Genomic DNA, 14125 nt, shown 5'->3' on the forward strand with positions numbered 1-14125 from the left:
CCACGCTACGACCGCCGTCGAACCGGCTTCTGACCGGGCTTCGGTGCGCGGGCCGCCGGGCGTGGCGCGACCGCGTCCGGCACCACCACGACCTCGCGCTCCACGATGCGCCCGAGCACGTGCTGCTCGACGAGGGTCCACCCGTTGTTCGCCAGCCAGTACACGAGCACCGCGTCCGGCAGGAACGGCACGCTCGCCAGCGCACCGAGCGGGAACACCCACGGCAGCGCGCGCATGATCCGCGGGGCGTCGGGCTGGGTGCGCAGCGAGCGCCGCGCCGTGACGTGCGTGGCGACGGCGGCGAGCACCGCCAGCGGAAGCGCCACCGCCAGCACCTGCCACGACGTGACCGACGCGCCGCCGAACGAGTCCAGCAGCGACTGCGGCATGGTCACGTACGCCGACAGCGGGGCGCCGAACAGCCGCGCCTCGAGGAACGACCGGACCTCGTCGGGGCCGAACACGTAGTTGGGGATGGCGGCGTTCTGCTCGAAGGTCAGGCCGGGGCGGTTGAAGTAGCGCAGGACGTGCAGCAGGGCCAGGAACACCGGCGCCTGCAGCAGGGCGGAGGCCACCCCGCCGAAGGCCGACACACCGTGTTCGGCCTGCAGCGCGCGGGTCTCGGCGACGAGCTTCTGCGGATCGTCGCGGTGGCGCGCGCGCAGCTCGGTGAGCCGCGGGGCGAGCGCGCGCATCCGGTGTGCCGAGCGCAGGCGGCTCAGCGCCGGCTTGATCATCGGGGTCCGGAGCGTGAGCACCAGGAAGATCACGGCGAGGGCCCAGGCCACGCCGTCGTCGGGGCCCAGGACCAGGCCGAACACCTGGTGCCAGAACCAGAGCACGGCGGACACGGGGTAGTACAGGAAGTCGAGCACGGGTCTCCTCCGGTCGGGGTGTCAGGGACACACCGGCGGTGGAGCGGACTGGCTACACCGCCGGGAGGGGACCCGACGGAGCGCGTGCGCGAGTGCGACCCGGGGCGTCCGGGTCGAGGAGCCGCGGAACCCGACGTCCGGGATCGCGGTGGTGCCGATGCCGCGCGACGACTGCGGGCGGCCCGGCCAGGCGGCTCGGCGCCGCGACCCGGGCGAACCCGAGCGCGAATAGCGCGGCCCCCACGATCCCGACCAGCACCGACGGCTCGGCGGCGGTGAGCACGAACCCGGCCACTGACAGCGCGAGCAGCGCCACGACCCAGCCCATCCCTCTCACCCCAGCGACGCTACCAGCGCCGGCGTTGCGGGTGCCGTGGCGCGGCCCGGGCGGGTGCACGTTTCGTGCTCTCAGCGCTGCATGATCACCGGTTGTGCGCCGAGAGCGCTGTGCCAACCGCGCCGAGCGCACCCTTTCGCGGATCGAGCAGCGCTGAGAGCACGAAACGTGTACCCGCGCCGCCGGAATCGCCGAGCGGTGCGGTCGCCGGTAGGTTCGGGCGCGTGCCTGAAGGGGACACCGTCTACCTGGCCGGCAAGCGGCTGCACGCGGCGCTGGCCGGGCAGACGCTGGTCCGCGGGGAGATCCGGCACCCGCGGCTCGCGGCGGTCGACCTGAGCGGCGTCGGCGTGACCGGGGTGGGCTCGGTGGGCAAGCACCTGTTCACGCGGTTCGACGACGGCACCAGCCTGCACTCGCACTTCCGGATGGACGGCTCCTGGCACCTCTACCGCCCCGGCATGCGCTGGCGGCGGCCCGAGTACGAGGCGCGGGCGGTGCTGGAGGTGCCCGAGCGGGTCGCGGTCGGGTTCGCGCTGCACGACCTGGAGCTGCTGCCGACGGCGGAGGAGGACCGGCTCGTCGGGCACCTGGGCCCCGATCTGCTCGATCCCGCCTGGGGCCCTGCGCACGAGGCGGAGGCGCTGCGCCGGATGCGGGCGCGGGGCGATCACGAGCTCGGGCTGGTGTTGCTGGAGCAGCGGGTGATGGCGGGCGTCGGCAACCTCTACAAGACCGAGGTGTGCTTCCTGCTGGGGCTCACGCCGTGGACCCCGGTGCGCGACACGCCCGACCTCCCGGGAGTGATCGCGCTGTCCCGCAGGCTGCTGCTGTCCAACGCGGACCGCCCCGAGCAGACCACCACGGGATCGCTGCACCCGAACGAGGCGCACTGGGTGTTCGAGCGCGGCAACCGCCCGTGCCGCCGCTGCCGCACCCGGATCCAGGTCGCCGAGCAGGGCGCCGGGGTCTACGCCCGCCCGGCCTACTGGTGCCCGCGCTGCCAACAGGGCCCCGCCCCGGCCCCCACGCGCCCCCGCACCCGCCGTCGCTAGCCGACCGCCCTTCGCTGCTCAGGGGCCGAACACGCGAACGGCGCCCTCGCCCACCAGGTGGGAGCGAGAGCGCCGTTCGTCGTGGATCAGGCGGTGCCGGGCTGCTGCTGGGTCTGCGGCGAGCTCTGCGGCGACGCCGGGAGCTGCTGCGTGGGCTTCTCGCCGCCGGTGATCGAGTTGCCCGCCATCGAGGCGCGGATCTGGTCCAGCCGCGAGGCACCCGCCATGTCGACGGTCGCCTGCTGGACCTCGAGCATGCGGCCCTGCACGGAGTTCGACGCGAGCTCGGAGGCGCCCACCGCGTTGGCGTAGCGCTTCTCGATCTTGTCGCGGACCTCCTCGAGCGACGGGGTGTTCCCCGGCGCCGAGAGCTCGGTCATCTGCTGGAGCGACTTGGCGGCCTGCTCCTGCATCTTGGCCTGCTCGAGCTGGCTGAGCAGCTTGGTGCGCTCGGCGATCTTGGTCTGCAGCTGCATGGCGTTGCGCTCGACGGCCTGCTTGGCCTGCGCGGCCGCGCCGATCGACTGGTCGTGCAGGGTCTTCAGGTCCTCGACCGACTGCTCGGCCGTGACGAGCTGGGTCGCCGTGGCCTGCGCCGCCTGCTCGTACTGTCCGGCCTTGACCTCGTCGCCCTGCGCCCGAGCCTGGTCGGCCAGGACCAGCGCCTGCCGCGCCGAGGCCTGCAGCTTCTCGATCTCCCCCAGCTGCCGGTTGAGCTTCATCTCGAGCTGGCGCTGGTTGCCGATCACGGCCGCCGCCTGCTGCGAGAGTGCCTGGTGCTGGCGCTGCGCATCCTCGATGGCCTGCTGGATCTGCACCTTGGGGTCCGCGTATTCGTCGACCTTCGACGAGAACAGGGCCATCAGGTACTTCCAGGCCTTTGTGAAACCGTTGGCCATCTGCTCCGCCTACCTCCGAGTGCGAAAACCGGTCGAGCGGACCGCGTGTCCCCCCGCGACCGCCATCGTGGCATCGCGACATGGGCTGCCGCCACCGCGCACGGACGATATCGGGGATCGTCCGGAGGCCGCCGTCGGGGCGACCCTGGGCTCCAGGCTACCGGTCGTCGCGCGCGGGGGCGCGTAGATCCGGACCAACCGGACAATGCCTCAGGAAGCTCTCAGGCCGCGGACGCCACCGGGGTACCGGGGCGACCCGACATCGCGGAGCGCACCGGCGCCAGCCGCAGGTCGGTGTGTCGCTGCCCGATCGGGACCAGCGTCTCCGTGCGCCCGACGAACTCGACGGCGGTCATGTCCTCGACGACCTCGGTCAACAGGTCGGCGAGCGAGATGTCCAGCGCCTCGCAGATCGCCGCCAGCAGCTCGCTCGAGGGCTCCTTGCGCCCGCGCTCGACCTCGGAGAGGTAGCCGAGGCTGACCCGGGCGGCGCGAGAGACGTCTCGCAGCGTGCGCTTCCGCAGGGTGCGGGCGCGCCGAAGACTGCCACCGATCGCCTCACGCAGCAGCAGAGCCATGTGCCCACCCCTCTCGTCCGTGCCCTCCACCGTATCGGGTCCGGCCCTCGCGTGCCCCCGTACGACCCGTCCGCTGTGGGCGAACAGCGAGGCGGGCGGCCGAGCGGGTCCGTGCAGTCTGTGCAGTCTGTGCGGTCAGTGCGGGCGCACCGCGGTCCGCCGCAGCCGCAGCGCGCGGGCGACGTAGTCCACGCCCGTCCCGACGGTGAGCACGACGGCCACGGCCATGAACGTCCACCGGACGATCTCGACCGACGACACCTCGGGCAGCGGCAGCAGGTAGAGCCCGATCGCGAACGTCTGCACCAGGGTCTTCAGCTTGCCGCCGCGGCTGGCCGGGATGACCCCGAAGCGGAGCACCCAGAACCGCATCAGTGTGATGCCGATCTCACGGCCGAGGATCAGGACGGTCACCCACCAGTACACGATCCCCAGCAGCGAGAGCCCGATCAGCGCCGCGCCCATCAGCGCCTTGTCCGCGATGGGATCGGCGATCTTGCCGAACGAGGTCACGAGGCCGCGCCTGCGGGCGATCTCGCCGTCGAACCGGTCCGTGATGGCCGCGACGGCGAAGAGGACGGCGGCGATGAACCGCCAGGTGACGTCCGTGCCGTCGGACGTCAGCAGCGCCGCCAGGAAGAACGGGACGATCAGGATCCGGACCCCGGTCAGGACGTTCGCCAGGTTCAGGATCGGCGCCTCCGGCAGCGGGGAGGCCTGCTCCCCCGCCGGCACGGCACTCATCCGCCTGCCGCCGCGACGAGCCCGGGCGCCTCGACCAGCACCTCGAGCGCCCGCACGACCAGGTCCGCGCCCTCGGAGTCGACGACCTCGGCCCGCACGAAGGACCCCCGGACCAGCTCGACGTCCCCCGCCTCGAACACGCACTCGCCGTCGACCTCCGGCGCCTGGTGCGCGGCCCGCCCCACGGCGTCCTCGGTGTCCGACTCCTCGGTCTCCACCAGCACGACGACCTCGGTGCCGATCCGCTCCTCGGCCCGCTGCGCCATGAGCTCGTCCACGAGGGCGGTGATCCGCGCGACGCGCGCGGCCACCTCCTCGGGGTCGACCTTGCCGTCGTAGCCCGCGGCCTCGGTGCCGTCCTCGTCGGAGTAGCCGAAGACGCCGACGGCGTCCATCCGCGCGCCGGTCAGGAACGTCTCGAGCTCGGCCAGGTCCTCCTCGGTCTCCCCCGGGAACCCGACGATCACGTTGCTGCGGATGCCCGCCTCCGGGGCGAGCGTGCGGATCCGCGTGCAGAGCGACAGGAAGTCCTCGGTGGAGCCGAACCGGCGCATCCGCCGCAGCACCGCGTTCGACGAGTGCTGGAACGACAGGTCGAAGTACGGCGCGATCCCGTCGGTGGTCGCGATGACCTCGACGAGGTCCGGACGGGTCTCGGCGGGCTGCAGGTAGCTGACCCGCACGCGCTCGATCCCGTCGATCGCGGCCAGGTCGCGCAGCAGGCCCACCAGCGCGCGGGTACCGCCGGGGAGGTCCTTGCCGTAGGACGTCGAGTTCTCGCTGACCAGCACCAGCTCGCGCACGCCCTCGCGGGCCAGCCAGGCGGCCTCGGCGAGCACCTCCTCGGGTGCGCGCGAGACGAACGATCCGCGGAAGGAGGGGATGGCGCAGAAGGCGCAGCGCCGGTCGCAGCCGCTGGCGAGCTTCAGCGACGCCACCGGACCGTCCTGCAGCCGGGCCCGCGGGACCCAGTCGTGGCCCGGGATCGCCCGCTCGGACGCCTGCCGCTCGACAGGCGCGATCGGCAGCAGCGTGCGGCGGTCGACGGGGACGTGCGAGACCGGGGCGTGTCCGTCCAGCACGTCCTGGAGGCGCTCGGCCAGGTCGGGGTAGGCGTCGAAGCCGAGCACCGCGTCCGCCTCCGGGAGGGACTCGGCGAGCTCCTTGCCGTACCGCTCGGCCATGCAGCCCACCGCGACGACCTTCGCGCCCCGGTTCGCCGCCACGTCCGACGCCGACAGCAGCGTGTCGATCGAGTCCTTCTTCGCCTGCTCGACGAACCCGCAGGTGTTGACGACGATGACGTCCGCCTCGTCCGCCTCCGCCAGCTCCCAGCCGGAGCCGGCGAGCCGACCCGCCAGCTCCTCGGAGTCGACCTCGTTGCGGGCACAGCCCAGCGTCAGCAGGGCCGCGCGACGCGGCGAGGCGGGGGAAGTCACGGCCATCAGGGTAGACGGGAGCCCTCCGAGCGCGGTGTCGCCCTTCCCGGCCGGGGCACTAAGGTGCGTCGCCATGGCAGTGGTGGCCGTCCGGCGGGCCCGCACCGCCGACGTCGTGACGATCAAGTCCCTCGTGGACAACTACGCGGGCAAGGTGTTGCTGGCCAAGGAGATCGTCACCCTCTACGAGGCGGTGCCGGAGTTCCTGGTCGCCGAGGTGGACGGCGAGGTCGTCGGCTGCGGCGCGCTGCACGTGCTGTGGGAGGACCTGGGCGAGATCCGCACGGTGGCGGTCCACCCGTCGACGCTCGGCAAGGGCGTCGGACACGCGATCGTCTCCGCGCTGATCGACGGCGCCCGCGAGCTCGGGCTGCGCAGGCTGTTCGTGCTGACCTTCGAGAAGCACTTCTTCGGCAGGCACGGGTTCGTCGAGATCGACGGCACCCCCGTGTCCCAGGAGGTGTTCGCCGCGATGCTGCGCTCCTACGATGCCGGTGTGGCGGAGTTCCTGGATCTCGCGCACGTCAAGCCGAACACCCTCGGCAACGTCCGCATGATGTTGACGCTGTGAACGCCGTCGAGGCCGTGCGAGCGGGGGCGCTCGAGGAGCTGACAGGCCTGCTCGCGGCCGACCCGGCTCTGGCCACCGCGCGCCCCGACGGGCACCGCACCCTGCTCCACGTCCTGGCCGACCATCCGGGGCACCGAGTGTGGGCGGTCGAGATGCTCGGCGTGCTGCTGGACGCCGGCGCGGACGTGGACGCGCGCTTCGTGGGGTTCCACCGTGAGACCCCGCTGCACTGGGCGGCGAGCAACGACGACGTCCCGCTGCTCGACGCCCTGCTCGACGCGGGCGCGGACATCGACGCCGACGGCGCGGTCATCGCGGACGGCACCCCCCTGTCGGACGCCGTGGCGTTCGGACAGCACCGCGCCGCCCGACGGCTGGTCGAGCGCGGGGCGCGCGTGCGCCAGGCCGAGGCCGCGGCGCTCGGCATGCTCGACCGCATCGCCGCGGTCGAGGACGTCGACCTCTGCTTCTGGTACGCCTGCCACGGCGGCAGCCTCGCCGCCGCGCAGCTGCTGCTCGCGCAGGGCGCGGGACTCGACCGGCTGCCGGAGTGGGAGCGCTGCACCCCGCTGGACGCCGCCGAACGCCGCGGCGCGACCGACGTGGTCACCTGGCTGCGGGAGCGCGGCGCCCACCGGGCGTCGGAGCTGTCCTAGCCGTCACCAGAGTCACAACAGCCACATCCGTCACCCGAACGGTGGCAGACCGTGACGCGGACGAGGTCCATGATCGTCCCCGTCCGCGGGCGACCACCGTCGCATGTGGACGCTCCCCGGCGTCGGCCGTCCCCCGCGTGCCGTCGCACCCCACCGTCCGGGAAGAAGGATGTCGACCTCACTGCGTCGCACGGGTGTGTCCGTGCTGTCCTCGTTCGCCCTGCTCGCCTGCGTCGTCGGCGTGTCCGCCGCGAGCGTCCCCGCCCCGCAGCGCGTCGCGGTGAGCGGCACCCCCGGCAACGGGTGCGGCAACCCGGTCCTCGCCACCGATGCGGCCGGATGGTCCACGGTCCCGGGCGACGACGGCAGCCGGGTCGCCACGACCGCCCACATCGTGGCCGGTCACGAGCTCGTGGTGCACCCCGCCGAGGCCCGGACCCTGGTCCACGCACCGGACCGGGCGGTCCCGGGAGCGGGATCCTGGGACCTCACCGTCGACCTGCGCAGCACCGCGGACAGCGCCGCCCGGCTCGAAGCGACCTGGTTCGACGCGGACGACACCGCGCTGGGCCGCGCCCGCGGGCAGTGGGTCACCGTCCGGGGCGGCGAGCGCTACACCCGGGTCGGGGACCGCTTCCTCGCCCCCGAACACGCCGTCCGCGCGGAGATCGCCGTCGCGGTCGACCAGGCCGGTCCCGCGCCGTTCGCGGTGACGATGTGCAGCTACCGACCGGTCGAGCCCGCACCCGTCCCCGTCGTCGTCGGCACCGTCGACCACCCGGCACCGCCGGTCACGACCCCGCCCACCACCGCGGCGCCGACCACCACGGCGCCGACGACCACCCCGCCCGTCCCCACGACGTCGCCGGTCGCGCCGACCACCACTCCGGCCACACCGACGCCGAGCCCCACTCCGCCGGTCACCACCACCCCGGTCACCACCACCCCGGTCACCACTCCGCCGGTCACCACTCCGCCGACCACCACTCCGCCGACCACCACTCCGCCGGTCACCACGCCACCGACCACCACGCCGCCCACCCACGGTCCCGACGACCCCGGGGTCCGTCCCGTCCCGCTCACCGCCGCGGAGCGCTACGGATGGGGGACCCCGCTCCCCGCGTCCGACGAGTTCGACCGGCCCGGCGCCCCCGACCCGGCGAAGTGGGTACAGGCGGGCGAGTGCTGGCCCGGCCACACCGGCAACGGGCGGCGCTGCGCCTCGCGCACCACCGTCGAGAACGGGGTGCTCGTCGAGACCGGTCTCGCGAACGGCGACACCGGCTGGCTCGCGAGCACGCACGGCACGCAGTACGGCCGCTGGGAGATGCGGGTGCGCAGCCTGCAGACCGGGAGCGGCGCCTCCCCCTACCACCCGGTGCTGATCGTCTGGCCGGACTCGGAGAACTGGCCCGCGGACGGCGAGTACGACTTCCTCGAGAACTCCTCCCCCGGCGCCGCCTGCGCCGAGGCCTGGCTGCACTACCCGCACCCCACCCTGCCCGTCCAGCAGGAGTTCGCCCGCGAGACCGACTGCGGCGCCCCGCTGTCCGAGTGGCACACGATCGCCTTCGAATGGACGCCGGAGCACGTCCGCGGGTTCCTCGACGGCGAGCAGTGGTTCTCCTTCAGCGGTGGCGCCGGGCCGGGCGGCCGGGCCCCGATCCAGGCCATGCCGAGCGGCCACCTCACGATCCAGCTCGACAACTACGACGACGCCGGCCGCGGGAACGCCCCCGCCCGGCTGGAGGTCGACTGGGTCCGGATGTACGCCGTCTGACAGGGCGCGCGCTACCCTCCTGCAGCATGGCGGAGGACGGGGAGCTGGTGTCGGCACGACCCGCACCGGCCCTGCGCCCGCTGGTCGACCTGTACTCGGGCTACCGGATGCCCGCGGCCGCACCCGGGGTCCACATGGGGGTCGCCGGCGGGCACCTGACGTTCCTGCTGTGTCTGGAGGGGACCGTCGACATCGCCCGGATGCCGGACCCGGACCGCAGCCCCGGCTCGTTCACCAGCATGGTGGGCGGCCTGCACGACGCCCCGGCGGTGATCACCACCGGGGCCGCGCAGACCGGTCTGCAGCTGCGCCTCACCTGGTTGGGCGCCCGGGTGCTGCTGGGGACCCCGGCGAGCGCGCTGACCGGCGACGTCGTCGGGTTGGACGACCTGATCGGCGCCCGCGCGGACCGGCTGCGGGCCCGTCTCGCCGAGGCCCCGACCTGGCGGAGCCGGTTCGCCCTGCTCGACGCCGCGCTCTCCCGGCTCGCCGCGGACGCCCGCCGACCCGATCCCCGGCCCGAGGTGGCGTACGCCTGGCACCGGCTCACCGCGACCGGCGGCACCCTGCGGATCGCGGAGCTGGCCGAGGAGATCGGCTGGAGCCGTCGCCACCTCGCCCTGTGCTTCCGCGACGAGACCGGCCTGACTCCCAAGTCCGCGGCCCGGGTGATCCGCTTCGAACGCGCCTGCGACCTGCTCCGCACCGGCCGCACGCTCGCCGACACCGCCGCGACCTGCGGCTACGCCGACCAGCCCCACCTCGCCCGGGACTTCCGCGACCTCGCGGGCCAGACCGCCACGGACTGGCTCGCCGAACGCCGCAGCGCGTGATCGAGCCCCGCCCGACCGAGCCCCCCGCAGCGTGGGGGTGGTACGAACCTCGCGTGTTCCGGATCGCCTTCCACGCCCCCGAGATCCCGCCCAACACGGGCAACGCGATCCGGCTCGCCGCCAACACCGGTGCCGAGCTGCACCTCGTCGAGCCGCTGGGGTTCGCGCTCGACGAGCGCAACGTCCGGCGGGCGGGCCTGGACTACCACGAGCTCGCGGACCTGCGGGTCCACGCGACGTTCGACGACCTGGAACGCGCCACCGCGCCCGCGCGCATCGTGGCCTTCACCACGACGGCGACCCGGCTCCACACCGACCTCGCGTACGAGCCGGGCGACGTGCTGCTGTTCGGGTCCGAGTCGAGCGGCCTGCCGCCCGCGATCCAGGCCCGGGCCGGAGACCGGGTCCGGATCCCGATGGTGCCCGGCTCCCGGTCGTTGAACCTGGCGAACGCCGCCGCCGTCGCCGTCTACGAGGCGTGGCGGCAGCACGGCTTCAGCTGAGTCACAGCGCTACTGCCGGACCGCCTGGACGTCCAGGGTGACCTCGATCGTCGACCCGACGACCGGGACGCCCCGGCTGATGGTCTGCTGCCAGTTGAGCGTGAAGTGCTCGCGGTGCAGCTCGGTCGTGGCGACCGCGCCCGCCCGCTGACCGTTCCACTCGGCCATGCCGAGGAACATGACGTCCAGCTGGACGTCGCTGGTCAGGCCGTGCAGCGTGAGGTCGCCGTCGACGAGCCAGCGGTTGCCCACCCCGCGCCGGAAGCGGGTCGAGGAGAAGCGCATCTGCGGGAAGCGCTCCACGTCGAGGAAGTCCGGGGAGCGCAGGTGGGTGTCCCGCGCGTCGACGTTCGTGTCGACGCTGGCCGTCTCGATCACCACGTCCACGGCCGAGTCCTCGAACGGTTCGGCGATCCGGATCTGGCCGCGGAAGGTGTTGAACCGGCCGTAGACCCGCGACATGCCGATGTGCCGGGCGACGAAGCGGACCGAGGAGTGGTCCGGGTCGACCGCGAAGACCCCGGGCGGGGGCGGGGTCAGCGACTCGTCCGGGTCGAGCCGGACGACGCCGAGCTCGGCGTGCTTGCCCCACTCGACCTCGATCGTGCCGCCGTTGCCCCGGTAGCCGCCTGCCTCGGCGCGCACCCGGTACTGGCCGGGGACCAGCGCGGCGGTGAAGTAGCCGAACGGGTCGGTGTCCGCGTTGACGATGCGGGTGCTGGTCCGGTCGAGCACCGAGACCTGGGCGCCGGCCAGCGGTCGCCCCTCGCCGTCCTGCACCTGACCACTGAGCAGGCCGCCGGTGAGCGGGATCGGGACGAGGGCGTTGCGCCCCGTGTCGCTGCGTCGCGAACCCCTGCCGCGCTTGCTCCAGAACATGCGTGCCCTTCCGCCGTGCGAGTGCCGGGGAGCACTCAACCACGAGACATCACGAAACGGTGACGCCGGACGCCCGGTTGTGGGGGCAACCACACGGGGTTACGGCGAACGGCCACTCAGCGGAGCCGAATGACACACGTTTGTGCTGGTAGAAGCTTCAATCTTCCGTGTCGGAAGGGGCTTCTCCGCCGCCGCCGCGCAGCAGCCAGATGACGCTCTCGAGCTCGTCCGGCTTGATCAGGACCTCGCGCGCCTTCGATCCCTCGGACGGCCCGACGATCCCGCGGGTCTCGAGCAGGTCCATCAGCCTGCCCGCCTTCGCGAAGCCCACCCGCAGCTTCCGCTGCAGCATCGACGTCGAGCCGAACTGCGAGGTGACGATCAGCTCGGCCGCCTGCACGAGCACCTCGAGATCGTCCCCGATGTCCGGGTCGATCTCCTTGGCCTCACCCTGCTTCTGCGCGGTGACACCCTCGAGGTACGTCGGCTCCGCCTGGTCCTTGGTGAACCCGACGACCTCGGCGATCTCCTCGTCCGAGATGTACGCGCCCTGCATGCGGACCGGCTTGGACGCGCCCATCGGCAGGTAGAGCCCGTCGCCCATGCCGATCAGCTTCTCGGCGCCCGGCTGGTCCAGGATGACCCGCGAGTCCGTGAGCGACGACGTGGCGAACGCCAGCCTGCTCGGCACGTTCGTCTTGATCAGACCGGTGACCACGTCCACGGACGGGCGCTGCGTGGCCAGGACCAGGTGGATGCCCGCGGCCCGGGCCTTCTGGGTGATGCGGACGATCGCGTCCTCGACGTCCCGCGGGGCCGTCATCATCAGGTCCGCGAGCTCGTCGACGATGCAGAGGATGTACGGGTACGGCCGGTACTCCCGCTCGCTGCCCAGCGGCGCGGTGATCTCACCGGAGCGCACCTTGCGGTTGAAGTCGTCGATGTGGCGGACCCGGTTGGCCTGCATGTCCTGGTAGCGCTGCTCCATCTCCTCCACCAGCCAGGCCAGCGCGGACGCCGCCTTCTTCGGCTGGGTGATGATGGGCGTGATCAGGTGCGGGATGCCCTCGTACGGCGTGAGCTCGACCATCTTCGGGTCGACGAGGATCATCCGCACCTCCTCGGGCGTGGCCCGCTGGAGCAGCGACACCAGCATCGAGTTCACGAAGCTGGACTTGCCGGAGCCCGTGGAGCCCGCGACCAGCAGGTGCGGCATCTTGGCGAGGTTGGCGCAGAGGAAGTGGCCCTCGATGTCCTTGCCCAGCCCGATCACCATCGGGTGCTGCTCGCTGCGGGCGGTGCCGGAGCGCAGCACGTCCCCGAGGCGGACCATCTCGCGGTCGGAGTTCGGCACCTCGATGCCCACCGCGGACTTGCCGGGGATGGGGGCGAGGATGCGGACGTTGTCCGTGGCCACCGCGTAGGCGATGTTCTTCGTCAGCTGGGTGATCTTCTCGACCTTCACGGCCGGGCCCAGCTCGATCTCGTAGCGGGTGACCGTGGGGCCGCGGGTGAAGCCGGTGACCTGGGCGTCGACGTTGAACTGCTCGAGCACGCCGGTGATGCGCTCGATCATCTCGTCGTTCGCGGCGGAGCGGAGCTTCGGCGGTGGCCCGGTCTCCAGCAGGTCCGCGGGCGGGAGCGTGTACGCGCCCTCGCCGACGGGCTCGCGGATCGCCATGGACATCTGCTCGCCCTCGGGCGGGAGGTCCTCGGCGGGCGGGGTGGCGACGACCTGGGCGGGGACGGCGCGCCTGGACCTCTCGGACTTCTCGGACTTCTCGGCCTGCTCCGGCCCCTGCGGCTCCTCGGCGGCGGACGGCGCGGCGGCGGCCTTGCGCGGGCGCTTGGGCTCGACCGGGAAGTACTCCTCCTCCGGCTCCGTCGGCTCGTCCTCGAACGCCTCCGCACTGGCGGCCTGGCGGCGGCGGGCGGGGCGCTTGCGGGCCGGGGCCTCCTCGGCGGCCGGTTCCTCCTCGGCGACCGGCTCCTCGGACTCGGGGTCGACCTCGGGCCTGCCGAGCAGCCGCCGGACCCGGTTGGGGACCTCGCGCACGGGCGTGGCCGTGAGCACGAGGAACGCGTAGAAGCTGAGCAGCAGCAGCACCGGCACGGCGACCCACGGGGTGAGCCCGCTGGCCAACGGGGTCGCGGCGACGTACCCGACGGCCCCGCCGCCGGTGGCCCAGTCGGCGGGGACGTCCGGCGAGCCGGAGAACAGGTGGATCAGGCCGAGCACGCCGAGGGTGAGCAGCAGGGTGCCGACGGCGATCCGCGGCCGGGCCTCGGGGTGGGCCGGCGTGGTCATCAGCACGATGCCGACGATCAGCAGGATCACCGGCAGGAGTGCCCCGGCCAGGCCGAACACCGCGCCGACGCCGGCGGAGAACCCGCGCCCCACCGGGCCGCCCGCCTCCCACCAGATGCCCGCCGCGGAGATCACGGCGAGCACGATGAACAGGACGCCCAGCCCGTCCCGCCGGTGGGCGGGGTCGATCTCCCGGGTGCGCCCGGCCGCGCGTCCCGCGGAGCGTGTGGCCTTGACGACGCCGCGACCGACCGCGTCGATCCCCTTGTCGATCAGGTCGGGCTGTTTCCTGGCGGGCGCCCGCTTCGCGGGTGCGCGCTTGGCCGGGGTGCGCTTGGCGGGCGTGCGGGACCGCGACGACGACGCACGCGGCCGACCGGATCCGGCCGTCGCCCACGCCTCGCCGCCGCCGGTCCGCCCGGCCGTCCCTCTCCCCGCCATGTCGCCCACGGTAACCGGCCGCGGCGACGATTCCCGGGACCGCCACACCCCGCCCAGCTCACACCGCCGCGAACGGGCCGGGCGCGGTGGCACGTTTCGTGCGCACAGTGCTGCCCGGACCGCACTGAACGCACGCAACTCGTGATCATGCAGCGCTGAGCGCACGAAACGTGCGGTCGTCGAGCCGGCACGCACTACGGGCGGGGTGGACGGGAGCCGCGCCACGG

Annotated in this window: 14 protein-coding genes; 6 read left to right on the top strand and 8 right to left on the bottom strand. The window is 73.2% G+C overall.

Annotated features, from left to right (window positions below):
• Nucleotides 1–5 precede the first annotated feature (5 nt).
• Nucleotides 6–875 (bottom strand): membrane protein insertase YidC, encoded by an 870-nt coding sequence (yidC, locus tag BLS43_RS08075; RefSeq protein WP_093079114.1) that lies wholly within the window; start codon nucleotides 873–875, stop codon nucleotides 6–8.
• A gap of 52 nt (nucleotides 876–927) precedes the next feature.
• The gene (locus BLS43_RS08080) at nucleotides 928–1203 is read right to left on the bottom strand and encodes a DUF6412 domain-containing protein (RefSeq protein ID WP_093079118.1); all 276 of its coding nucleotides are present in this window, start codon (nucleotides 1201–1203) and stop codon (nucleotides 928–930) included.
• 233 nt (nucleotides 1204–1436) lie between these two features.
• Between BLS43_RS08080 and BLS43_RS08085 the strand changes: the two genes are divergently transcribed.
• Nucleotides 1437–2267: a DNA-formamidopyrimidine glycosylase family protein gene (locus BLS43_RS08085; protein ID WP_093079123.1), complete on the top strand. Its 831-nt coding sequence runs from the start codon at nucleotides 1437–1439 to the stop codon at nucleotides 2265–2267.
• Nucleotides 2268–2353: 86 nt separating this feature from the next.
• Here the strand turns inward: BLS43_RS08085 and BLS43_RS08090 are convergent, their stop codons facing one another.
• From BLS43_RS08090 to rimO, 4 genes are all read right to left on the bottom strand, one after another.
• Nucleotides 2354–3166 (bottom strand): PspA/IM30 family protein, encoded by an 813-nt coding sequence (locus BLS43_RS08090; protein WP_093079128.1) that lies wholly within the window; start codon nucleotides 3164–3166, stop codon nucleotides 2354–2356.
• A gap of 221 nt (nucleotides 3167–3387) precedes the next feature.
• Entirely contained in the window at nucleotides 3388–3744 is a 357-nt protein-coding gene (locus tag BLS43_RS08095; RefSeq protein WP_093079131.1) for a helix-turn-helix domain-containing protein, read from the bottom strand.
• Between the two features lie 135 nt (nucleotides 3745–3879).
• A complete protein-coding gene (gene pgsA / locus BLS43_RS08100) occupies nucleotides 3880–4488 on the bottom strand; it encodes a CDP-diacylglycerol--glycerol-3-phosphate 3-phosphatidyltransferase (RefSeq protein WP_093079136.1) in 609 nt (202 codons plus the stop codon).
• Nucleotides 4485–5933 carry a 30S ribosomal protein S12 methylthiotransferase RimO gene (gene rimO / locus BLS43_RS08105; RefSeq protein WP_093079141.1) on the bottom strand — a complete coding sequence of 483 codons (1449 nt, stop codon included), beginning with the start codon at nucleotides 5931–5933 and terminating at the stop codon, nucleotides 4485–4487. The genes pgsA and rimO overlap by 4 nt, the downstream gene beginning before the upstream one ends.
• A 67-nt stretch (nucleotides 5934–6000) precedes the next feature.
• On the opposite strand from rimO, the gene BLS43_RS08110 reads away from it, so the two are divergent.
• From BLS43_RS08110 to BLS43_RS08130, 5 genes are all read left to right on the top strand, one after another.
• A complete protein-coding gene (locus tag BLS43_RS08110) occupies nucleotides 6001–6498 on the top strand; it encodes an amino-acid N-acetyltransferase (protein ID WP_093079146.1) in 498 nt (165 codons plus the stop codon).
• Nucleotides 6495–7154, top strand: a complete 660-nt coding sequence (locus tag BLS43_RS08115; RefSeq protein WP_093079151.1) for an ankyrin repeat domain-containing protein — start codon at nucleotides 6495–6497, stop codon at nucleotides 7152–7154. Before BLS43_RS08110 ends, BLS43_RS08115 begins: the two co-directional genes overlap by 4 nt.
• Before the next feature lie 202 nt (nucleotides 7155–7356).
• Nucleotides 7357–8934 carry a glycoside hydrolase family 16 protein gene (locus tag BLS43_RS29885; RefSeq protein WP_176921224.1) on the top strand — a complete coding sequence of 526 codons (1578 nt, stop codon included), beginning with the start codon at nucleotides 7357–7359 and terminating at the stop codon, nucleotides 8932–8934.
• A 26-nt stretch (nucleotides 8935–8960) separates the two neighbouring features.
• Nucleotides 8961–9767 carry a helix-turn-helix domain-containing protein gene (locus tag BLS43_RS08125; protein ID WP_093079161.1) on the top strand — a complete coding sequence of 269 codons (807 nt, stop codon included), beginning with the start codon at nucleotides 8961–8963 and terminating at the stop codon, nucleotides 9765–9767.
• Between the two features lie 53 nt (nucleotides 9768–9820).
• Nucleotides 9821–10270, top strand: coding sequence for a tRNA (cytidine(34)-2'-O)-methyltransferase (locus tag BLS43_RS08130; protein ID WP_093079166.1), 450 nt, complete (start codon nucleotides 9821–9823; stop codon nucleotides 10268–10270).
• Nucleotides 10271–10279: 9 nt separating this feature from the next.
• Here the strand turns inward: BLS43_RS08130 and BLS43_RS08135 are convergent, their stop codons facing one another.
• Entirely contained in the window at nucleotides 10280–11149 is an 870-nt protein-coding gene (locus tag BLS43_RS08135; RefSeq protein ID WP_093079171.1) for a YceI family protein, read from the bottom strand.
• A 157-nt stretch (nucleotides 11150–11306) separates the two neighbouring features.
• Nucleotides 11307–13898: a DNA translocase FtsK gene (locus tag BLS43_RS08140; protein WP_093079958.1), complete on the bottom strand. Its 2592-nt coding sequence runs from the start codon at nucleotides 13896–13898 to the stop codon at nucleotides 11307–11309.
• Between the last annotated feature and the right edge of the window lie 227 nt (nucleotides 13899–14125).

The organism is Pseudonocardia oroxyli (assembly GCF_900102195.1).
GTDB lineage: Bacteria > Actinomycetota > Actinomycetes > Mycobacteriales > Pseudonocardiaceae > Pseudonocardia > Pseudonocardia oroxyli.